The organism is Hymenobacter elongatus, from assembly GCF_004745955.1.
Lineage (GTDB): Bacteria > Bacteroidota > Bacteroidia > Cytophagales > Hymenobacteraceae > Hymenobacter > Hymenobacter elongatus.
Genome location: NZ_SRLD01000020.1, coordinates 63279 through 84204, shown reverse-complemented (window position 1 = coordinate 84204; position 20926 = coordinate 63279). Strand labels below are relative to the sequence as shown.

Annotated in this window: 18 protein-coding genes; 11 read left to right on the top strand and 7 right to left on the bottom strand. The window is 59.3% G+C overall.

Annotated elements, in window-relative coordinates:
• Positions 1-91 precede the first annotated feature (91 nt).
• On the top strand, positions 92-2233 hold the full coding sequence (locus E5J99_RS11615) for a transglycosylase domain-containing protein (protein ID WP_167852091.1): 2142 nt from the start codon (positions 92-94) through the stop codon (positions 2231-2233).
• Between the two features lie 156 nt (positions 2234-2389).
• Here E5J99_RS11615 and E5J99_RS11610 read toward each other — a convergent pair whose 3' ends face one another.
• The 3 genes from E5J99_RS11610 to hemG are packed head-to-tail and all read right to left on the bottom strand — an operon-like array spanning position 2390 to position 5520.
• Positions 2390-3331, bottom strand: coding sequence for a TerC family protein (locus tag E5J99_RS11610; RefSeq protein ID WP_135497971.1), 942 nt, complete (start codon positions 3329-3331; stop codon positions 2390-2392).
• Between the two features lie 42 nt (positions 3332-3373).
• Positions 3374-4171 (bottom strand): polyprenol monophosphomannose synthase, encoded by a 798-nt coding sequence (locus tag E5J99_RS11605; RefSeq protein WP_135497970.1) that lies wholly within the window; start codon positions 4169-4171, stop codon positions 3374-3376.
• A gap of 17 nt (positions 4172-4188) precedes the next feature.
• Positions 4189-5520: a protoporphyrinogen oxidase gene (gene hemG, locus E5J99_RS11600; protein WP_135497969.1), complete on the bottom strand. Its 1332-nt coding sequence runs from the start codon at positions 5518-5520 to the stop codon at positions 4189-4191.
• A 77-nt stretch (positions 5521-5597) separates the two neighbouring features.
• On the opposite strand from hemG, the gene E5J99_RS11595 reads away from it, so the two are divergent.
• Positions 5598-6143: a D-glycero-alpha-D-manno-heptose-1,7-bisphosphate 7-phosphatase gene (locus E5J99_RS11595; protein WP_135497968.1), complete on the top strand. Its 546-nt coding sequence runs from the start codon at positions 5598-5600 to the stop codon at positions 6141-6143.
• 70 nt (positions 6144-6213) lie between these two features.
• Here E5J99_RS11595 and E5J99_RS21280 read toward each other — a convergent pair whose 3' ends face one another.
• From E5J99_RS21280 to E5J99_RS11590, 3 genes are all read right to left on the bottom strand, one after another.
• A complete protein-coding gene (locus E5J99_RS21280) occupies positions 6214-6360 on the bottom strand; it encodes a hypothetical protein (RefSeq protein ID WP_167852090.1) in 147 nt (48 codons plus the stop codon).
• Positions 6361-6690: 330 nt separating this feature from the next.
• Complete coding sequence (locus E5J99_RS21275; RefSeq protein ID WP_167852089.1) at positions 6691-6840, bottom strand: hypothetical protein; 150 nt, start codon at positions 6838-6840, stop codon at positions 6691-6693.
• Between the two features lie 103 nt (positions 6841-6943).
• A complete protein-coding gene (locus tag E5J99_RS11590; RefSeq protein WP_135497967.1) occupies positions 6944-8344 on the bottom strand; it encodes a type III PLP-dependent enzyme domain-containing protein in 1401 nt (466 codons plus the stop codon).
• 319 nt (positions 8345-8663) lie between these two features.
• Here E5J99_RS11590 and E5J99_RS11585 point away from each other — a divergent pair, with 319 nt between their 5' ends.
• The 7 genes from E5J99_RS11585 (at position 8664) to E5J99_RS11555 (ending at position 15746) form a co-directional block, all read left to right on the top strand.
• Complete coding sequence (locus E5J99_RS11585) at positions 8664-9638, top strand: arginase (protein ID WP_135497966.1); 975 nt, start codon at positions 8664-8666, stop codon at positions 9636-9638.
• Between the two features lie 359 nt (positions 9639-9997).
• Positions 9998-11791 carry an arginine--tRNA ligase gene (argS, locus tag E5J99_RS11580; protein ID WP_135497965.1) on the top strand — a complete coding sequence of 598 codons (1794 nt, stop codon included), beginning with the start codon at positions 9998-10000 and terminating at the stop codon, positions 11789-11791.
• A 70-nt stretch (positions 11792-11861) separates the two neighbouring features.
• Positions 11862-12443 (top strand): LOG family protein, encoded by a 582-nt coding sequence (locus E5J99_RS11575; protein WP_135497964.1) that lies wholly within the window; start codon positions 11862-11864, stop codon positions 12441-12443.
• Positions 12444-12586: 143 nt separating this feature from the next.
• Positions 12587-13192, top strand: a complete 606-nt coding sequence (locus E5J99_RS11570; RefSeq protein WP_245318917.1) for a glutathione peroxidase — start codon at positions 12587-12589, stop codon at positions 13190-13192.
• Between the two features lie 130 nt (positions 13193-13322).
• Positions 13323-14258 carry a 1,4-dihydroxy-2-naphthoate polyprenyltransferase gene (locus E5J99_RS11565; protein ID WP_135497963.1) on the top strand — a complete coding sequence of 312 codons (936 nt, stop codon included), beginning with the start codon at positions 13323-13325 and terminating at the stop codon, positions 14256-14258.
• Between the two features lie 242 nt (positions 14259-14500).
• On the top strand, positions 14501-14836 hold the full coding sequence (locus E5J99_RS11560; protein WP_135497962.1) for a hypothetical protein: 336 nt from the start codon (positions 14501-14503) through the stop codon (positions 14834-14836).
• 91 nt (positions 14837-14927) lie between these two features.
• On the top strand, positions 14928-15746 hold the full coding sequence (locus E5J99_RS11555) for an SDR family oxidoreductase (protein ID WP_135497961.1): 819 nt from the start codon (positions 14928-14930) through the stop codon (positions 15744-15746).
• 845 nt (positions 15747-16591) lie between these two features.
• Here the strand turns inward: E5J99_RS11555 and E5J99_RS11550 are convergent.
• Positions 16592-18202: a DEAD/DEAH box helicase gene (locus tag E5J99_RS11550; RefSeq protein ID WP_135497987.1), complete on the bottom strand. Its 1611-nt coding sequence runs from the start codon at positions 18200-18202 to the stop codon at positions 16592-16594.
• Positions 18203-18415: 213 nt separating this feature from the next.
• Here E5J99_RS11550 and E5J99_RS11545 point away from each other — a divergent pair, with 213 nt between their 5' ends.
• Positions 18416-19549, top strand: a complete 1134-nt coding sequence (locus tag E5J99_RS11545; protein ID WP_135497960.1) for a CaiB/BaiF CoA transferase family protein — start codon at positions 18416-18418, stop codon at positions 19547-19549.
• Between the two features lie 502 nt (positions 19550-20051).
• Positions 20052-20906 (top strand): hypothetical protein, encoded by an 855-nt coding sequence (locus E5J99_RS11540; protein WP_245318915.1) that lies wholly within the window; start codon positions 20052-20054, stop codon positions 20904-20906.
• Positions 20907-20926 lie beyond the last annotated feature (20 nt).

The following is a 20926-nucleotide window of genomic DNA, read 5'->3' as shown; positions in this document are numbered from 1 at the left end:
CGGTTTTCGCTACCTTTGTTACCCGAGCGGCAGCGGGTTCGGCACGGAACTGGCTTACGCCTCCGCTTCTCTTCTCCCTCTCCTTGTTCGCGTGACTTTAGCTACACAGAAAAAAATAGGCATCGGCCTGGGCATCATTGCGGTGCTGCTGGGCGTGGCCTTGGGCGTGTTTCTGCTCAAAAGACAAGAACTGCTGGACTACGCGCTTCAGCAGGTAAAAACCAAAGTAGAACGCAAATATCCCGTGGCGCTGACCTTGGGCGCAGCCCGCTTCACTGACCTCAATACCGTGCGCATCGACGGGATGAGCATGGTGCCTACCCTTACCGCCGACACGCTGCTGCGCGCCCGCCAGATGACCGTATCGTTGAGTGTGCGGTCGTTGTTTGCCGGGCGGCCAGTGTTCAGCAACCTCGAAATCAACGATGCCCGCCTGACGGCCCGCAAAACGGACCGGGCCGACAACTATTCCTTTCTCTACAAGAAGAAAGGCTCCCAGCCCAGGGTGCCCCGCGACACAACCAAGGGAGTGAATTACGGGCTGCTGGCCAATCAGCTGCTGGAGGCCGGCTTCGATAATATGCCCGAGGAAGCTGATTTTCGCAACTTCCTGGTCACCTACGACAGCCCGCGCCACCGGGCCCGCATCACGATGCCGCAGCTCGTGATTGAAGACGGCGACATCACGGGTCAACTGACGGCTGTCGTCGACTCGGTGGAAAACCGCGTGGGGGTGCAGGGCCACATCGAGCCCGGCGACTATGCGTTGAACGCCGAGGTGTTTGGCCTGAGCCGCCGGCCGGTGGTGCTGCCCTACGTGCTGCGCCGCTACGGCGCCCGCGTGCAGTTCGATACGCTGCGCATGAGCCTGACCGACAAGGAGCTGGACGATGAGGAGCTGACCGTGCAGGGCACCGCTTCGGCGGCTAACCTCATCGTGAATCACCCCAAGCTCTCCGACCGGGACGTGCGTTTCCCGCGCGGGGGCATCGAGTTTGTGGCCCGGCTGGGGCAGGCGTTTGCTGCGCTGGATAAAGGCACCAAAGTGACCCTGAACCGGATGCAGTTCTTTCCGGTGGTCAGCATTCGGAAGCTGCCGCTCGACCAGCGCGTGGTGGGCAAGATGATAAATGGCATTCGCAACCGCCGCGAAACGATGGCCGGGGTGCAGGTGAAGGCCGATATCGAGTCGGCGGAGACGCCCGCCAATACCTTTTTCGCGGCCTTGCCGCAGGGTATGTTCAACACCCTGGAAGGCATGCAGGGCGAAGGCACGCTTACCTATCGTCTGCACTTGGATCTGGATATGAACCAGCTCGACAGCCTGCAGTTCAGCTCCGGGCTCACTCCCAAGAACTTCCGCATCAGCCGCTTTGGCCGCGAAAACCTGAACAAGCTCAACGAGGACTTTCCCTACACGGCCTACAACGACAAAGGCGACTCGATCAAAACCTTCACCGTTGGGGCTTCCAGCGCGAAATTCACGCCCTACGGGGAGGTATCGAACTATCTGAAGGGCGCTATCATGACGGCCGAAGATCCGCGCTTCATGACCCACAAAGGCTTCATGGAAAAAGCTTTCGTAAAGTCGGCTATTCAGAATATCAAGGAAAAGCGCTTTGCCCGCGGTGGCAGCACTATTTCGATGCAGCTGGTGAAAAACGTGTTTCTGACCCGGCAGAAAACTGTGACCCGCAAGATAGAGGAAGCGCTCATCGTGTGGCTGATCGAAAACACTCGGTTAGTCTCGAAGGAGCGCATGTTTGAGGTGTATCTGAATATCATTGAGTGGGGCCCCAAAGTGTACGGTATCAATGAGGCCGCCCGGTTTTACTTCGATAAGCAGCCCGGTAATCTGAACCTGTCGGAGAGCCTGTACCTGGCCAGTATCATTCCGCGCCCCAAGTACTACCAGAACTCGTTCAACCAGTACGGCGAAATGCGCGGTAGTGCCCGCTACTTCCACCGGCTGATTGCGGGCTTGATGGCGCGCAAAGGCATGATTTCGCAGGACGACTACGAGAGTCTGGGCTATTCGCTCAGCTTTCAGGGCCGGGCCCGGACCTCCATCGTGCGGGCCGTCCGCGACACGGTGCGTGCCACGGTGGCCGCCGACTCCGCGCAGTTCGAACCACTGGATTTGATTGACCTGCTGGGCGGCACCAAGGACCCTGACGAAGGCGTGAATGCCAACGCCGCCCCGCCGGCCGATGAGACGCCGCCCAAACCGTAAACGATATTCCTGCTTAACCAGCAAAAAAGCCCTGCCGGATCAAATCGGCAGGGCTTTTTTGCTGGTTAAGCAGCATGCAAGGGAACGTATCATGCGTAGCAATTAGGTGTGCTTTCCTGCGCTTCCGCCAGGTATTCACGCCTCCTCTGCCTGGCCTCAGGTGGTAGGCGGGACCGGCGGGCAGTCTTTGCGCGGAAACAGCAGGGAAACAGCGACGGAACCCAGCAGCAGAAAACCCACTACTCCCAGCGAGATGCTCATGGGCAGCTCGTAATAGTCGGAAATGAGCAGCTTGCCGCCGATGAAAACCAGGATGAGGGATAAGCCATAGTGCAGGTAATGAAATAGTTGCATAAGGCCCGCCAGCGCAAAGTACAGGGCCCGCAGCCCGAGCAGGGCAAAGACGTTGGAAGTGTACACGATAAACGTGTTGCGCGATACGGCCAGAATAGCGGGAATGGAATCGACGGCGAAAACCACGTCGGTGGTTTCAACCATTACCAGCACCACAAAGAGAGGAGTGGCGAATAGCAGCCGCTCTTTGCGCACGAAAAACTTGCCGCCTTCGAGCTTGCTGGTAATGGGCAGGTGGCGACTCAGAAACCGGACCACCGGGTTATCATCGGGGTTGATTTCGGGGTCTCCGGCGTTGGTAGCCATCTTGATGCCGGTGTACACCAGGAACGCGCCCAGCACGTAAATCAGGATGTGGAACTTCGCCAGCAGCGCCGCGCCGGCCAGGATGAAAATGGCCCGTAGCACCAGCGCCCCGATAACGCCCCAGAACAGAATGCGGTGCTGGTATTGCTGCGGCACCTTGAAGTAGGTGAAAATGAGCAGGAACACGAACAGATTATCGACGCTCAGCGACTTTTCAATCAGGTAGCCGGTCAGGAATTCCAGCCCGGCCTGCTTGCCCATGGTGCGATACACGAGGTAGTTGAACGCCAGCGACAGGGCAATCCAGAAGGCGCTCCAGCCCAGCGCCTCCCGAATGCTGACCACGTGCGCTTTGCGGTTCAGGACCAGCAAATCGAGCATGAGCATGCACAGCACGAAGACGTTGAAGCCAACCCAGAACGGGAGCGAGTTTTCCATAAGCTCAAGATACGCAGCCAGCGGTGCCGTCGTACGAGGAGCTTACCGGGATTTGGGGGCCGGGGTTGCCGCCGCCGCCGAAACGGGCGCGGTGGCAGAAGTAGGCGCTACCAGCTCAAAGCGCCGAAACATACTGCTGATCTTCATCTGCACTACTCCAAATAGTGCTTCCTGGAAGATGCCCTTAGTCATTTTGGACGTGCCCCGGGTGCGGTCCGTGAAGATAATCGGCACTTCCTTGATGCGGAAGCCATACTTGTAGGCCAGCCATTTCATCTCAATCTGGAAGGCGTAGCCCACGAAGCGAATCCGGTCGAGCAGCACGGTGCGCAGCACGCGGGCCGTGTAGCACTTGAAGCCCGCCGTGGCATCGGCAATGGGCATGCCCGTCACCATGCGCACGTAAGCAGACGCAAACCACGACATCAGCACGCGGTCCATGGGCCAGTTAACTACGTTCACGCCCTGAATGTAGCGCGAGCCAATGGCCATATCGTAGCCATCGACGGCGCAGGCATCATAGAGGCGCAGTAAGTCGTCGGGGTTGTGCGAAAAGTCGGCATCCATCTCAAATACATACTGGTAGCCGCGCTCCAGAGCCCAGCGGAAGCCGTGGATGTAGGCCGTGCCCAGGCCTAGCTTGCCGCTACGCTCCTCCAGGAAAAGCTGGTCGGGAAACTCGCGCTGCAACTGCCGCACGATATGCGCCGTGCCGTCGGGCGAGCCGTCGTCGATAATAAGCACGTCGAACCCTCTGGGCAGCGAAAAAACTTTGCGGATAATCAGCTCCGCATTTTCGTGCTCATTATAGGTAGGTATCAGGACGAGCCCATTATTCATTGGTCAAAGATAAAGATTCAGTTTGCGCCCTTCGCAATTTTTTCGGCCAAATCCCGTGCGTGCCGGATGCAGTCGGGCACGCCCACACCGGCCAGCCAGTTGGCCGAAGTATAAATGCCTTGGGGCAGCAGAGCGGCGGCGGCGGCATGGGCGGCCCCGATGCGGTAGTCGAACTGCGGAATGGCCCGCTCCCAAGAGTACCGGTATTGCCACGCGGGTTGCACCGCCCGAATGCCATATAACCGGCTCAGCTCGGCGTGAACCTGGGCTTTTTGTTCCGCCGCGGGCTGCCGTGCCTGCGCCTCATACTGCGTGCCGCCCACAAAAGTGGTAAACAAAACGTATCCGGGCGGCACCCGGCCCGGGTAGATGGAGCTGGTCCAGATGCTACCGGCGGCGTAGGGCTGCTCCACCTTCGGATGCAGCGCCCCAAACCCATCCAGCGGGTGCGTTACATCGGCCCGCAAGTAGGCCGTGTAGATAGCCGTCATCGGAGGATAATACACCGCCGCCAGCGCCGCTGCCGCTGCCGGAAATAGCGGCTGCAGCAGCGGCGCGGCGGCGTAGGCTGGCAGGGCCAACACCAGGGCGTCGTAGGCTGTGCCGGTGGGGCCGGCGGTGGTTTCCAGCGTGTAGCTGCCCGTTGTGGTGCGTGCGATATTCGTTACGCCCTGCCCGAAATGTGCCTGGGAAAGGTGAGCGGCTAACGCTGTCGGCAAGGCTTGCAGGCCGCCGCGTAGCGAAATGATGCGCCGTCGGGTCCCGGGTGTGCCGCCTTTGGCCAGGCCCCGCAGCACCGAGCCGTATGTCTGCTCCATGGCGGCCAGTTTGGGAAAAGTCTTGTGCAGCAACAGCTGCTCCGGGTCGCCGGCATAAATACCCGAAATGAACGGATTCAGGGCGTAGTCGACGATTTCGGGGCCGAAGCGGCGGCGGAAAAAACCCGCCAGGGTTTCCTCGGGGTTGGCCGGCAACGCTGGGCGGCTTAGCTCCCGCAGCAGGTTGTACTTGGCTTTGAGGCTAAAAAAGCCATTGAACAGCAGCGCCGGCGGCGCTGCTGGCAGCTTCTGGTATTTGCCCGCGCGCAGCACGTAGCGGTTGGCACTCACGGCGGCCGTTTCCTCGATTTGATCGGTCAGCTTCAGCAAGTCCAATACCTCGCTGAGCTCATCGGAAAGCTGCAGGGAATTGGGGCCGGTTTCGAGCAAATATCCGTCCACCTGCTCAGAGCGAATATTGCCGCCCGGCTGGGCACTGGCCTCGAACAGGTCGTAGGCCACGCCGGCCCGCTGCAGATAAAAGGCCAGGGTGAGTCCCGAAATACCGCCGCCAAGAATAGCTATCCGCATGATGTACCAAATATAGGAAGGCGCAAAGGTAACCGCCACCGGGCAGCCGCTGCCCCCGAATCCGTAGCTTTGCCGGTATGCATGCACCTGAAACCGAACAGCCCGCCCGAGAAAAAGCCGTTTTCCTGGACCGTGATGGTGTTTTAAACCAGGAAATGGGCGACTATGTTTGGCGCCCCGAGGATTTTGTGGTGCTAGAAGGCGTCCCCGACAGCCTGGCTCGGCTGAAGGCCGCCGGCTACCGCCTGATCGTAGTGACCAATCAGGCCGGAATTGCCAAAGGCCTCTACACGGCCCGCGACGTGCAGGCCTGTCACGATAAGCTGCAGCAGGCCTGCCACAACGCCATCGACGCGTTTTATTTTGCCAGCGGCCACCCCAGCGTGAGCGAGTCGCTGCTGCGTAAGCCCGACTCGCTGATGCTGGAAAAGGCCCTGGCTCGTTTCAACATCGACCCCACGCAAAGCTGGATTGTCGGTGACCGGCTGCGCGATTTGGCGGCTGGGGCTACAGTGGGTGTGCGCGGCATTTTGGTGGGCGAGGGTGAAGAACCGCGCCCCGAACTGTATGCTAGCGACCTGCGCGCCGCCACCAGTATCATCCTGGGCTCCCGGAATACCTGAAAACAGCGTAGCCCCCGTCGTTTGCTTCCTGGTCGGAGGCCGACGACGGGGGCTACGGCGCGGAGTAGCGCTACTGGTGGGCAGACTGCTCGGTGCTGGCCAGTATGGGCGACGAAACCTGGGTGGTCGACTTGGTAGCCGAATAGGCCGGGCATTTGGTGCGGCAGGAGCTGAAGGCCGAAAGGCTTACAACTGCTGCAATCAACAGTTTCTTCATAGGTAAGTGCAATCTGCAAAAGGTGGGAACGAGTGAACAGGAAGAGCCTGAAATACTTGCAGCAGTTCTCAGGTTAGTGTACGGCCTCGTTCTAGCGTGCGCCTCACCCCCCTGACCCCCTCTCCGAAAAGGAGAGGGGGAGCCCGGCGATTGAAACCCGTACACCAACCTGAAATTTACTCTAGGTCCTCTTACTGTTTTCGTAACCTCGTGCTTGTACCTATTCGTTCAACAAGAGTAGCTGAGTTTCAGAAACGAAAAACGCCGGCTTTCTGCTCTGCAGAAAACCGGCGTTCAAGAAATCGGGAGTCAGTAGCGAAGCTACCGAAACTACTGACGGTCGGTGGTGGTAGCCGCCGAGGCCGTGATAGTAGACGAGACGCGGTTGGCAGACTTGCTGCCGTAGGCCGGGCATTTCGTCTTGTTGCACGCGCTCAGACCAACGAGGGCCACGGAGGCCAATAAGAGTAGCTTTTTCATCCCGGGAAAAACCAAAAGTGTTGTAAGAGAAACTATATCAGCACCAAAAGTACAATTTCTGGCCCGGACGTTCAACCATCCGGACCAGAAGTTTTTGGCTTCTTTATTTTTGGTAGCCCAGAATCCGCAGCATCGACTCGCCGGTCTGTTCCTCGGCGAATACCCGGTCGGTGAGCGTGCCGTCTTCGGCCCGGTCCAGAATCACCATTTTCGGGGCCGGAATCAGGCAGTGCTTCACGCCGCCGTAGCCCGACAGGCTTTCCTGGTAGGCACCAGTGTGGAAGAAGCCGACGTAGAGCGGCTGCTCGTCGGCGGGCTTGCGCTCGGGCAGGAACACCTGGTAGATGTGCTTTTCGGAATTGTAGTAATCCTGGGAGTCGCAGGTGAGCCCGCCCAGCTGAATCTTCTTGTATTTTTTGCCCCAGCCATTGAGCGCCAGCATGATAAAGCGCTGATTCAGGGCCCAGGTATCGGGCAGGTTGGTGATGAACGAGCCGTCAATCATGTACCAGAGCTCCTTGTCGTTTTGCAGCTTTTCGTCCAGGATGCTGTAAATCGTAGCGCCCGACTCGCCCACGGTGAAGATGCCGAACTCGGTGAAAATATCGGGCTCGGGCACGCCTTCCTCCCCGCAGATCCGCTGCACGGTGCGCAGAATTTCCTCCACCATGTAGGGGTAGTCATACTCCTTCTGAATGGACGTCTGGATGGGCAGGCCGCCGCCGATATCGATGGTGGTGAGCGTGGGGCACACCTTGCGCAGCTCGCAATACTTGTGCACGAAGCGGCTCAGTTCCGACCAGTAATACGAAGTGTCCTTGATGCCGGTATTAATGAAATAGTGCAGCATCGTGAGCTCGAAGCGCGGGTCTTCCTTAATCTTCTGCTCGTAGAGCGGAATGGCGTCGGCGTAGCGGATGCCCAGCCGTGAGGTGTAGAACTGGAAGCGCGGCTCCTCGTCGGAGGCCAGACGCATGCCTATGTTGCACTGCTCGCGCACGTGGTCGTGGTAGTACTCCACCTCGTTGGGCGAGTCCAGAATGGGCATGCAGTTCACGAAGCCGTCGTTGATGAGGGCCGTGACTTCGCGCTTGTATTCTTCCGTTTTGAAGCCGTTGCAGATAATAAAGGTCTCTTTCGACACCTTGCCCTTGGCGTGCATGGCCCGGATGATGTTGGTATCGAACCACGATGAGGTTTCGATGTGCACATTATTTTTCAGGGCTTCCTCCACCACAAAGCTGAAGTGCGAAGCTTTGGTGCAGTAGGCGTACGAATACTGGCCCTGGTAGCCGGTTTTTTCGATGCCCTGCCGGAACCACTCCTTGGCCCGCTGAATCTGGGAGCTGATTTTGGGCAAGTAGGTGAGGCGCAGCGGTGTGCCGTGCTTCTCGACCAGCGCCATCAGATCAATGTCGTTGAAGCGCAACTCGTTCTGCTCGACGCGAAACTCCTGGGTCGGAAAGTCGAAGGTTTGGGCAATCAGATCGTGGTAGGTATCCATTCGGGAAAGTGTTGTGTGCTGAAGGTAAAAGAGAACGTCATGCGGCGCTTGCCGAAGCACCTCTACCGCAACAGTAAATTGTACTTACTGTTGCGGTAGAGGTGCTTCGGCAAGCGCCGCATGACAGACGTCTTACATTTCTTAACAAGAAAGCTTTTGTCGAACTTAGTGCCCGCAAAGATACCCCGCGCGCGGGGTTTTGGTTGTGCTTTGTTCGTTGGTCGCGGCGGAAGGTCCGTACGCACTAAGCCTGAGAGGAATTCCCACCCGCTCAATCGGCAAGCATCTAACCCTTTTACCTTTTTTCGCTCATGTAAATATGCGTCGCATTAAGCTCATCGAAGTCCGCTCCGAACTCGGGGCCGGTACTCGTGGGGCCAGTCTGGGGGTCGATGCCCTCCGGATTGCCTGCCTGAACAAGGGTTCTGACTATTTCCGCCGGTTCAATGCCGTGGCCGTGCCGGATCAGAACCACGTGTTGTTCGACAAAAATCATTTTCCTTTTGCCAAGCACATCGACTCGGTGTACACCGTGCAAAAGGCCATTGCGGGCACCGTGGAGCAAACGCTCCGCTTTGGGGAGTTTCCGCTGGTGCTGGCCGGCGACCACAGCAACGCCGCCGCCACCATTGCCGGCATCAAGGCCGCCAATCCCTACAAGACGCTGGGCGTAGTCTGGATCGATGCCCACGCCGACATTCACTCGCCCTACACCACGCCCTCGGGCAACATGCACGGCATGCCGCTGGCCATGGCCCTGAACGAGGACAACCGGGAATGCCAGCGCAACGAGCTGGACCCGGAAACCGAGTTTTTTTGGCGGCGCCTCCAGAATCTGGGTGAGGAAGGCCCCAAACTCAACCCCGAGCACCTGGTGTATGTGGTGGTGCGCGACACGGAACACGAAGAAGATGCCGTGATTGAGCGCCTGGGCATCAAAAACTTCAAGCTGCCCGAATTCAAGGCCAAAGGAGCCAAGCAGATTGCCCGCGAAATCTACGAGCGGCTGCGCTTCTGCGACCTGGTCTATATTTCCTTCGACGTCGATTCGCTGGATTCGCGCTTCTCGAAAGGCACCGGCACGCCCGTCGTCGATGGCCTGAACGTGGAAGAAGCCATTAATCTGTGCCGCGCCCTGCTCGAAAACGACCGGGTGGTGTGCTTTGAGATGGTGGAAATCAATCCGACGCTCGACTCCGAGAATACGATGGCCAAGAACGCCTTCGATATCCTGGAAGCCTCGACGGATGCTATTCTGGAGCGGCTGCGGATGGAAGATGTGACGAGTCGGTAGGCGCGGGTAGCACGTGCCGCAATCGGCATCAGGTAGGCACCCTGGCAAAAAATGCCAAGGGTGCCTACCCGGCCGAATAGTATCCAGTCGCTTTTGTTATTGGTGCATAGGGGGTGTGGCTGGCGGGCCGCTTCGCTTACCCGCGCTGCTGTGGCATGGGGAAAAGAAGATGCCCAGGATGACAATACCATTGCAGGCGAGATTCTTCGGCTTCGCTCGGAATGACGTTCAACGTAGGCCTCCCCGGCCGCGACGCAGGTTCCTGTTTGAACCCGGCGCGGCTTCCGCTACTTTTGCGCCAGCAATTTCCGCCGCATTTCCCGGAGTCCACGGCGAGGCTCCTATTAACATAGCACCCCGTGCAACAACTCGAAAACGATATCAGAGCGGCGCTGAGCGCGGCTATTCAGCAGGTATTCAGCGTTAGCGTGGCCGCTGAGCAGCTGGTGATGCAGCCCACGCGCAAAGAATTCGCGGGCTCCTTCACCCTCGTTACCTTTTCTCTGACTAAGGCTCTGGGCAAAGGTCCCGAGCAGATTGGACAGGCGCTGGGCGAGTGGCTCATGACCCACGAAGCCCGCGTGAGCGGCTTCAACGTGGTGAAAGGCTTCCTGAACCTGGAAATAGCCGACCGCGAATGGCTGCGCCTGTTTCAGGACCTGGTGCAGCGGCCGGACGACGCGCCCGTGCCTACCGGCGGCCCGCAGGCGGTTATCGTCGAGTATTCGTCGCCCAATACCAACAAGCCGCTGCACCTGGGCCACCTGCGCAATAACTTTCTGGGCTACTCCGTGGCCGAGATTATGAAAGCCACGGGAGCCACGGTGACCAAGGCTAACCTGGTAAACGACCGGGGCATTCATATCTGCAAGTCGATGCTGGCCTACCAGCGCTATGGCAACGGCGAAACGCCCCAGAGCGCGGGCATCAAAGGCGACCATCTGGCGGGTAAGTACTACGTGCTGTTTGAGAAGCACTACCGCGAGCAGGTGAAGCAGCTCGAAGCCGAGGGCGTACTACCCGACGTGGCCAAGCGCCAGGCCCCGATGATGCTCGAAGCGCAGGATATGCTGCGCGCCTGGGAGGCCCACGATGAAGAAGTAGTAGGCCTCTGGAAGCAGATGAATGGCTGGGTATACGAAGGCTTCACCGAAACCTACGCCACCATCGGCGTCGACTTCGACAAGTATTACTACGAGTCGGGCACGTACCTGCTGGGCAAGGAGCGCGTGGAGGAAGGCTTGCAGAAGGGCGTGTTCTTCCGGAAAGAAGATGGCTCGGTGTGGGTCGATCTGAAGGAAGAAGGCCTCGACGAAAAGCTGCTGCTGCGCGCCGACGGCACCTCGGTGTACATGACCCAGGACCTGGGCACGGCCGAGCTGAAGTACAACGATTTTGGCTACGATTTGTCGCTCTACGTCATTGCCGACGAGCAGAACTACCACATGCAGGTGCTCAAGGCGGTGCTCAAGAAGTTGGGCAAGCCCTACGCCGAGGCCATTCATCACCTCAGCTACGGCATGGTGGACTTGCCCTCGGGCAAGATGAAGTCGCGGGAGGGTACGGTGGTCGATGCCGATGAGCTGGTGCGCGAGGTAGTAGCCGCCGCCCAAGCCGCCACGCTGGAGAAAGGCAAAATAGAAGGCCTGAGCGAAGACGAGCAAGCCCGGCTTTTCCACACGCTGGGCCTGGGGGCGCTGAAATACTACCTGCTGAAAGTGGACCCCAAAAAGCGCATGCTCTTCAACCCCGAGGAGTCGGTGAGCCTGGAAGGGCACACGGGGCCGTTTATTCAGTATTCGCACGCCCGCATTGCCCAGCTGCGGCGCAAGGCGGCGCAAATGGGTATCAACGAAAAAGCGTATTTTCTGGCGCTGCCCGAGCTGCAGAAGTCGGAGCGGGAAATGATAGAGGAGCTGGCCCGCTACGCCTCCGTCGTGACGGAAGCGGCCCGCACGTTCTCGCCCGCCATTGCGGCCCAGTACGCCTATGATCTGGCCAAAGCCTACAACCGCTTCTACGCCGAGGTGCAGGTGCTGGCCGAGCCCGATGAAACCAAGCGGGCTTTCCGCGTGGCGCTGTCGGCCCAAACGGGCCGCGCCATCAAAGCCACCATGCAGCTGCTGGGCATTGAGGTGCCCGAGCGGATGTAGCAGTGCGTAGCGCCGCTCCTCACTGGTTGAGGCCGGCGCTTTAGTTCAGTACCGTATTATAAAAGCCACCATGAAGAGTGTTGCCGTCTATTGCGGTTCCAGTGCCGGAACCAACGAAATCTACCGCCAGCAAGCCGACCTGATGGGGCAGGAGCTGGCCCAGCGGGGCCTCACGCTGGTGTACGGCGGCGGCCGGGTGGGCCTGATGGGAGCCGTAGCCGACAGCGTGATTCGGCACGGCGGCAAATCCATTGGCGTCATTCCCGACTTCCTGGCCGATAAAGAGCTGGCCCACCTGGGCCTCACCGAGCTGCACGTCGTCAAGAGCATGCACGAGCGGAAGCTGCTGATGGCCGATTTGGCCGAAGGCTTTATTGCGATGCCCGGCGGCTTTGGCACGCTGGAGGAGCTGTTTGAAGTCCTGACCTGGGGCCAGCTGGGGCTGCACAAAAAGCCCAGCGGCGTTTTCAACGTGAATGGCTTCTACGACCATCAGCTGCTGGCCCTCGACCGAATGGTGGACGACGGCTTCCTGCGGGCCGAAAACCGGGCGCAGCTGCAACAGGACGATACGCCCGCCGGCTTGCTGGAGAAGATGCTGACCTACCAGCCCACCGACCTGGAGAAGTGGCTGACGGTGCCCCGCACCTAAGGAACCGATTGGGCTGCAAAGCCGGGCCGGAAGCAGGAGAAGGGCACAACAGCGTACCTTACCCGTCCGAAACATTGCCGGCAAACGGGCGGTTACGCTGGTGCCACGCGCTACATCCGCCCCGGCCGATTTCATCTCGTCTTATGAAAGCTCCGTTTGTACTCTTGCTCGGCTGCTCGGTAGCGGCCTGTGGCTTGTCTTCTAACACTACCAATTCTCCCACCTCTTCGACCTCCAACTCCATGACGAGTACTGCTACCGAAACCGCTGCCCGCAGCACCGTGTACGACTACAGCGTAAAAACTATTGAGGGTCAGGAGGTCAAGCTGAGCCAGTTCAAAGGCAAAAAACTACTTATCGTCAATGTAGCATCGGAGTGCGGCTACACGCCCCAGTACAAGGAGCTGGAGGAGCTGTACAAAAAGCACGGCGACCGGGTGGCCGTGCTGGGCTTCCCGGCCAACAACTTTGGTGGGCAGGAGCCTGGCACCAACGAGCAGATTGCTACTTTCTGCGAGAAAAACTACGGCGTGACGTTTCCCATGTTCGCCAAGGTATCGGTGAAGGGCGACGGCACAGATCCGCTGTATCAGTTTCTGGCCGACAAAGCCCGGAACGGCGCTATCAGCGACGCCCCCGACTGGAACTTCTGCAAGTATCTGGTCGATGAGCAGGGCCACGTAGTGGGCTTCTACAAATCGAAAGTGAAGCCCATGAGCGACGAGCTGGTAGCGGCTATTCTGAAGTAATTTCTTTCTGCGTTTTCCCTTTAGAACGTCATGCTGAGCGCAGTCGAAGCATCTCTCCCGCAACGGTAACTAGTTACTTTGGCGGGAGAGATGCTTCGACTGCGCTCAGCATGACGTTCTGTTGTTTTCTATGGCTACTATTCCTGCCTCCGCTTCTGCTGCCGCCACCCCCGCGAAAGCCTGGATTTCGGCTTTTCGGCCCCGTACCCTGCCGCTGGCCCTGGCCAGCATCCTGACCGGGGGCTTTCTGGCGGCTGCCAACGGGCAGTTTCGTGCGTCTGTAGTCGGCTTGGCGGCGCTTACCACCATTCTGCTCCAGATTTTGAGTAACCTGGCCAATGACTACGGCGACTCCCAGAACGGGGCCGACAGCGTCCACCGCGAAGGTCCGCAGCGGGCCGTGCAGAGTGGAGCCATTACGCCGGCCCAGATGAAGCGCGGTATGCTACTGTTCGGCGTGCTGTCGTTTGGGGCCGGTATTGCGCTGCTGTGGGTGGCGCTGGGCCTGTCGGGCCTCTGGATTTTCCTGACGTTTCTGGTGCTGGGCCTCTCGGCCATCTGGGCCGCCGTCAACTACACTGCGGGCTCGAAGCCTTATGGCTACGCTGGCCTCGGCGACGTGTCGGTATTCACCTTTTTTGGTCTCGTGGGCGTGTGCGGTACTTATTATTTGCAGACGCGGCAGCTGCCGCTGACGGTGCTGCTGCCCGCCGCCGCCCTGGGCTGCTTTGCCACGGCGGTGCTCAACGTAAATAACATCCGTGACATCCGCTCCGACGAGCTGGCCGGCAAAATCACGATTCCCGTGCGCCTAGGGCCGATGCACGCCCGCCGCTACCACTGGCTCTTGCTGCTGCTGGGCCTGGGCTGCGCCGTGGTCTATGTGGCCCTCACGTATCATTCGCCTTGGCAGTGGCTGTTCCTGCTCTCGGCCCCGCTGCTGCTGCTCAACGCCCGCCGCGTGTGGCAGCGCCAGGATTCGATGCAGCTCGACCCGCTGCTCAAGCAGATGGCGCTGACGACGCTGGTATTTACGGTGCTGTTCGGCGTGGGGCAGGTGTTATGAAAAATGAGCCGAACAGTCGTGAGTACTATCAAGGTCTGAACTTCACCCGACTTGTCACTTATTCCTTTAGAGGGTGTTTGGGAATTGTCATGCTGAGCTTGCCGAAGCATCTCTACCGCTTCGTGGGAGCCGTTCAGCGAAGCGGTAGAGATGCCTCGGCAAGCTCAGCATGACACGAAACCGGCATTTTTGAAAAAACCAAACACCTTCTTAATCGGGGCCGGAACGCGGATCTGCCGAACGTGTACCTGACAGATAAACGTAGAAATCTGCACCCAAGCAGCCAGCTAGTCAAACGGCTTACCGCTACTGACCCCGAAGTGGAGGAGTTAGCGGCAATTCTACAAACTGAGTTAGTCGATGACATGCGCTGGATGTGTGCGCCGATTTATCATGATGCCATTATCTTTTTCAACGCCGAAAATCAGATTGTTTCAATTCTGAACATTTGTCTTCTGTGCAGCAGCCTGCTGACCGGCGAGGGACAGGATATTTCGCTGGATTTCAACGCGTATCCAAGGCTGAAGGATTGGTTGAAAAAGCTGGGACATCCGGTCGAAGAGTCTGCTGCCGGATAAATTATGTCCGCTTGACGAAATAAAAGGGGTGGACTGAAAGTACGGAGCGGAGCTATCCGTCAGCCCGAAAACACTTCCAAATCCCCAGCCCATGAAGACTGTTTTCATTACCGGCACCTCCACCGGCATCGGCGAAGCCGCCGTTCGCCTGTTTGCCCGGCACGGCTGGAACGTGGCCGCCACCATGCGCAACCCCGCCGACGCCCGGTTCACGGACCTGCCCACGGTTCGCGTCTACGCCCTCGATGTGACCGATGAGGCTGCCGTCACCCGTGCCGTGCAGCAGGCCCACCAGGATTTTGGCACCCTTGATGTCCTCGTCAACAATGCTGGCTACGGCCTGGTGGGGCCGTTTGAGTCGGCCACCATTGCCCAGATTCAGCAGCAATTCGCCACCAACATGTTCGGCGTGTTCAGCGTCACGCGGGCCGCGCTGCCCATTCTGCGGGCGCAGCAGTCGGGTATTATCATCAACATCACCTCGGTGGGTGGGCGCACGGCCTTTCCGATGAACTCGCTCTACCACGCCACCAAGTTTGGCCTCGACGGATTCTCCGAGTCGCTGTGGTACGAGCTGGAACCGTTCGGCATTCGGGTGAAAGTGGTAGCCCCCGGCGGCGTTGCTACCGACTTTGCCGGCCGCTCCCTCCAAATGACCGCCAACCCCACCGACGATACAAACCCCTATGCCGGGCAGGTGCGCAGCGTGCTGGCCGCCTTCAGCAGCCGGGGCGGTTCGTTTTCCACCCCCGAGCAGATTGCCGAGGTCATCTATACCGCCGCTACCGACGGCACGTCGCAGCTCCGCTACATTGCCGGCGACGATGCCCAGCAGCTGCTGAAAACCAAAGCTGAAATGTCGGAGCCGGCTTTTCAGAGCATGATTAGGCAGGGCTTCGGATTAGTCTAAAGGCGCGCCGGTGTGCTGCCACCTACAAAGACCGCTGGTTTGTTCCGGCGGTCTTGTTCGTGGGGAGCCGGACTCGTCCGCCACACTTTGCCCTTGATGTGCTTCACAACATCATCCAGCTGCCACGTCAGGTAGGTTGTGTGGACAGGAATCGAAAAAGCAGTCCTGAATGCTTTTTGAACGTCCTGCTGAGCGAAGTCGAAGCATCTCGCGTGCGGTCGTTAGATTACTACTCCTACGGCAGCACGCGAGATGCTTCGACTTCGCTCAGCAGGACCGCCGTTTTGCCAAAATAGAGTTTCCAGATACAGCCTAGTCGGCGTACGTGTAGCTTTTAGTGAGGTCAAGCGGAGAGAACTCAGTGATAGGCAGCATCGGACCAGAGGAAGTTGACGGCAGAAAAAATACACAGTGGAAGCAAAAAAATGCTGCTACTGTGTACTAGAGTGGTTTCGGATTCCGTGTACGAGGTAGCAGTAGCGCTAACTGTGTAGTTCGCGTCGCCGCGCCGATAGAACGCATGCGAACGGCGCGGGGACGCGAACTACACAGTTCGCGCTACTATCCATTGACCCCGAAACCGCTCTAACCAGCCGCAAACTAGTCACAGAAAAAGCCCCGCTACTTCCGTGGCTTGTCCTTACCTAAATCTTTTTTGGGCTGCCCAGAGCCAACCCAAAGGCCTTTTCTTGGCAGTTGATTCAGCCGGAAAAGCAGAAAATCGGTTTGTCAACCTCGCAAAAAAGCCCTTTCGGCCATGTGGCTGGAAGGGCTTTTGAGTTTTGGGTAAGGACAAGCTACTTCCGTGGCGAGGCTTTTTCTGGTTAGTGCTATTGCTGAAATTCTTACTCGGCGCTCGGTGCTACAGGCGTTGCTATGGTAGCTTCCGGGCTGGCGGCACCGCCTTCCGGCCGGGGCCCACGGCCACCACGGTTGCGGCCGCCACGCTTGCGCCGGGGCTTATCGTCGCCGGCTTCGCCTTCGGCCCGAGGCGCGCGGGCTTCGCCTTCCGGCCTCGGAGCCCGAGGCTCACGGGGCGGGCGCGCTTCACCCTCCGCACGCGGCTCGCGGGGCGGGCGGGCTTCCCCCTCGGGGCGCGGCTCGCGCGGTGGCCGTTGATACGGCACGGCTTGGGTTCCGCCGGCATCCAGGGCGGCCAGGGCGGCCTGGGCATTGGCGATGCGCTCCTTCTGCTTAGGGTCTTTCGGGTCAGCATCGCGGCGCGGACGGCCTCCGTCGCGGCCACCTTCGCCGCGTGGTGAGCCACCTTCGGGGCGCGGGCCCCGGCTGCCGCCACCCGAACGGCCGCCGCGCTCGGGCCGGCCACCGATTTTGCCGCCCAGGCCGCTGAAGCGCTTGGGGTCAAACTCCGGGGCGGGACCCAGGCCGAGGCCTTCGGTGATATCCTGCTTTTCTACTTCGCGCTCAATGAGCTTCTCAATCTTCAGGACGCGGTCCTGGTCCTGGTCGGCAATGAAGGTGATGGCCGTGCCTTTGGTGGCGGCGCGGGCCGTACGGCCAATCCGGTGCACGTAATCTTCGGCGGCGCGGGGAATATCGTAGTTCACCACATGGCTCAAGGAGTCGATGTCGATGCCCCGGCTGAGCACGTCGGTAGCCACAAGGATGGGAAACGACTTGTTCTTAAAATCGCGCATGATCTGCTCGCGCTCCTCCTGCGTCCGGTCCGACGAAATGCCCTGGGCCACGTAGCCCAGCTTGTTGATGGCGCGCACAATACCCGCTACGGCCGCTTTCTGGCTCGTAAACAGCACCATGCTCTGCACCTCCTGGGTTTTGATGATGTGCTCGAGCAGGTGAATCTTCTGGCGGTCGAAGGCCATGTAGAACTGCTGGTCGATGCCGGCGGCGGGCTTCGACACGGCCAGCCGGATTTCCTCGGGCTCGTGCAGAATCTGCTTCGAGAAGTCGCGGATTTTGGTGGGCATGGTGGCCGAGAACAGCAGCGTCTGCCGCTTCTTGGGCAGCTGGCGCACGATGTTCAGGATGTCATCCGAAAAGCCCATGTCCATCATCTTGTCGGCTTCGTCGAGCACCAGGTACTTGATCTGGTCGAACTTGACGTAGCCCATCTGCAGGTGGGCAATCAGGCGGCCGGGCGTGGCCACGATGATGTCGGCACCGGAGGTGAGGGCGCGCTTCTGCTGCTCCCAGTTCTCACTTTTGCCGCCGCCGTAGATGGCAATACTGCTGGCTTCCACGAAGTAGCCGAAGCCCGTCACCTGCTCATCAATCTGGGTAGCCAGCTCGCGCGTGGGCACCAAGATGAGGGTGGAAGTATTGCCGTGCTTGGCGTGGGAAATCTTATCGAGCAGCGGCAGCAGGTAGGCGGCCGTTTTGCCGGTGCCGGTTTGGGCGCAGGCAATCAGGTCTTTGCCTTCGATGATTTTGGGGATGGCCTGCTCCTGAATGGGCGTGGCGTTCAGGTAATTCATGGCATCCACACCGGCCAGCAGGTCGTCGTGCAGATTGAATTCAGTAAACTTCAAGGTTCAGCGAAATGAAGTGAAAGTATGCACTGACCTTGGTTCCTGGTCAGCAAACCGCTTGATTTAACGTAAAGGTAAGGGAATTTGGGGCGCTATAGTTCAGCCCGCCGCCGGACGAAAATGGCCGCCGGCAAGCCATTCCGTCGTTTCTTTGCCTTCATGGATTCTGCCGCAAGTTTGCCCTTTGCCGATTTACTGATTCTTGAACTAGCCAGCGTGCTGGCCGGCCCCCAGGTAGGCCAGTTCTTCGCCGAGCTGGGGGCTACGGTCGTAAAAGTAGAGCCCCCGGCCGGCGACGTAACCCGCACCTGGAAAACACCAGCCGAACCAGCCGATACCGATGTATCGGCCTATTTCAGCTGCGCTAACTGGGGCAAGCAGTCACTAGTGCTGGACCTTACCACTGCCGCAGGCCGCGCCGCCGTGCATGGCCTCGCCGCCCGCGCCGACGTAGTGCTGGCCAGCTACAAGCCCGGCGATTCCGAAAAGCTGGGCGTCGATTACGCCACGCTTGCTCTGCTGAATCCGCAGCTCATCTACGCCCATCTCACCGGCTACGGTCCCGACTCCGGCCGGGCCGGCTACGATGCCGTGCTCCAGGCCGAGGCCGGGTTGATGTATCTGAATGCCGCGCCCGGCCAGGAACCGCAGAAAATGCCGGTCGCTATGATTGATCTGCTGGCCGCGCATCAGCTCAAGGAAGCGGTGCTGACGGCGCTCTACCGGCGTGCCCGCACCGGCCAGGGCACGTTGGTACAGGTGTCGCTGCTCGACAGTGCCTTGGCCTCGTTGGCCAACCAGGCCGCTACCTGGCTCGTGACGGGCCACGACCCTCGCCCCATGGGTTCAGGCCATCCGAGCATCGTGCCCTACGGCACGGTGTACGCCGCTGGCAATGGCCGCTCCCTGGTGCTGGCCGTGGGTGCTGACCGGCAGTTTCGACATTTGTGCGACGCGCTGGAACGGCCCGCCTGGGCCACGGAGGCCCGTTTTCAGACCAACGACGCCCGCGTGGCCCACCGCGCCGAGTTGGAGGCTTTGCTGCGGCAGCGCATTGGCGAAATGGATGGGGACGCGTTGTTGCAGACTCTCGAAGCGCTGGGCGTACCGGCTGGAGCCGTGCGCACGGTGGGGGAGGCGCTGACTCGGGAATCGGGGCAGGGAATGCTGCTGCCCGCGCCGGAGACAGGTTTTCCGGGCCTGCGTACCGTGGCTTTCCGGAGCCCGGACTGGCCCCAGATGGAGGCTTTGACGCCGCCGCCGCATCTGGATGAGCATAGCGGAACCTACTAATAAGCTGTTTGCGTTAGGAGTTCAAGCGCTCAGAACGATGTAGAGACGCATAGTTGCGTCTTGTCGTTGAACGGTGCGGGCGAATCGTTCAACGACAAGACGCAACTATGCGTCTCTACATCGTTCTGACGACTCCAGAAACTACCTCAAACCGCTACTAAGGGAAGCAGTCGAATATATAGGGTGTAGAGACACCGGTTTAAGTCTTATCGTTGAGCAACCAGAACCGCATACGGGCTAATAACGACAGCGGCGACGAGACGCAATAATGCATCTTCACAGCGGTTGCACCAATCAAATAACTAAGCAACGCGAACAGCTCGTAAGCAACGAGTGACGAATAAACAGCGCGGGTACAACTGCTAAACCTGCTATTTGCGTAGGTTACGGGCACCGGACGCTGGCTCCTGCTTTGCCAGCCCGGCGGCCCGGCGGCAGTAGTGCTGTCTGTTTTGCTCTGCGCCCACTGGGCCGACTTTCGCTCATCGTATTGTTTCCCGCCATGCCCCATACCACGTCATCACCAGCAACGCCCCCCGCTGACCACCAGGTAGCACCGCCTGAAGCGGCCGACCACACCCCCGGCACCGAAGCGACGGCCGGCGCTACGGCTACTAACAACCTCCCAACGGCTGCTCCCGGCTCGCCCACGGAAGCTCCTGCCGACCGCCTCGACCAGATCTTCGATGGCCTCCAGCAGAAGTCCATTGCCAAGCAGGCCATTTTTCGCAATACCCGCGCCGCTTTTGATACGCTGCGCCGGGTGTCGCAGGAGTTGGTGGTGGAGTTGAGCCGCAAAATTACGCCCGTCGATTCGAACGTGCTCATCGAGTATCGGCCCGTAAATGACATGGAGTTTCATATCAAATTTTCGGGCGATTTGCTCGTGTTTGTAATGCATTCCAATATTGTCACTTTCCCCGACGACTACGGCCCAATGCCGTCCAAATACGTGGAACAAGACTTCCGGCGGCGCTTTTTCGGCCACATTATGGCCTACAACTTCATGGCCGACAGCATCAAGTATCAGCGTCTCAACGACCCCGGCTACCTGGTGGGTCGGCTGCTGATCAATATTGAAAATCACTACTACCTCGAAGGCGTGCAGCAGCTGGAGTTGCCCGACAACGACATGGCCGATAACCTGCTCACGCCGGATATGATGCGCCTATTCGTGGAAAGCGCTATGATTGCCGCCGTCAACAACGACTTGATTGCGCCGCCCATGCAGGACATTCAGAAGATAACGGTGAAGCAGAAAGTTGAAAACCAGCAGGTGAGCCGCGGCAGCAAAGTCGGTTTCAGCTTCTCCAGCGAGCAGCACCATCCGCTCAATATCGACGGCCTGCCGTACTAACTGCTGAAACCAGCTGCCAG

Coding starts and splice junctions, on each gene's coding strand:
- E5J99_RS11610 (WP_135497971.1), bottom strand. CDS start 3,331: ATGGAAAACTCGCTCCCGTTCTGGGTTGGCTTCAACGTCTTCGTGCTG.
- E5J99_RS11605 (WP_135497970.1), bottom strand. CDS start 4,171: ATGAATAATGGGCTCGTCCTGATACCTACCTATAATGAGCACGAAAAT.
- hemG (WP_135497969.1), bottom strand. CDS start 5,520: ATGCGGATAGCTATTCTTGGCGGCGGTATTTCGGGACTCACCCTGGCC.
- E5J99_RS11595 (WP_135497968.1), top strand. CDS start 5,598: ATGCATGCACCTGAAACCGAACAGCCCGCCCGAGAAAAAGCCGTTTTC.
- E5J99_RS21280 (WP_167852090.1), bottom strand. CDS start 6,360: ATGAAGAAACTGTTGATTGCAGCAGTTGTAAGCCTTTCGGCCTTCAGC.
- E5J99_RS21275 (WP_167852089.1), bottom strand. CDS start 6,840: ATGAAAAAGCTACTCTTATTGGCCTCCGTGGCCCTCGTTGGTCTGAGC.
- E5J99_RS11590 (WP_135497967.1), bottom strand. CDS start 8,344: ATGGATACCTACCACGATCTGATTGCCCAAACCTTCGACTTTCCGACC.
- E5J99_RS11585 (WP_135497966.1), top strand. CDS start 8,664: ATGCGTCGCATTAAGCTCATCGAAGTCCGCTCCGAACTCGGGGCCGGT.
- E5J99_RS11575 (WP_135497964.1), top strand. CDS start 11,862: ATGAAGAGTGTTGCCGTCTATTGCGGTTCCAGTGCCGGAACCAACGAA.
- E5J99_RS11570 (WP_245318917.1), top strand. CDS start 12,587: ATGAAAGCTCCGTTTGTACTCTTGCTCGGCTGCTCGGTAGCGGCCTGT.
- E5J99_RS11565 (WP_135497963.1), top strand. CDS start 13,323: ATGGCTACTATTCCTGCCTCCGCTTCTGCTGCCGCCACCCCCGCGAAA.
- E5J99_RS11555 (WP_135497961.1), top strand. CDS start 14,928: ATGAAGACTGTTTTCATTACCGGCACCTCCACCGGCATCGGCGAAGCC.
- E5J99_RS11550 (WP_135497987.1), bottom strand. CDS start 18,202: ATGAATTACCTGAACGCCACGCCCATTCAGGAGCAGGCCATCCCCAAA.
- E5J99_RS11545 (WP_135497960.1), top strand. CDS start 18,416: ATGGATTCTGCCGCAAGTTTGCCCTTTGCCGATTTACTGATTCTTGAA.
- E5J99_RS11540 (WP_245318915.1), top strand. CDS start 20,052: ATGCCCCATACCACGTCATCACCAGCAACGCCCCCCGCTGACCACCAG.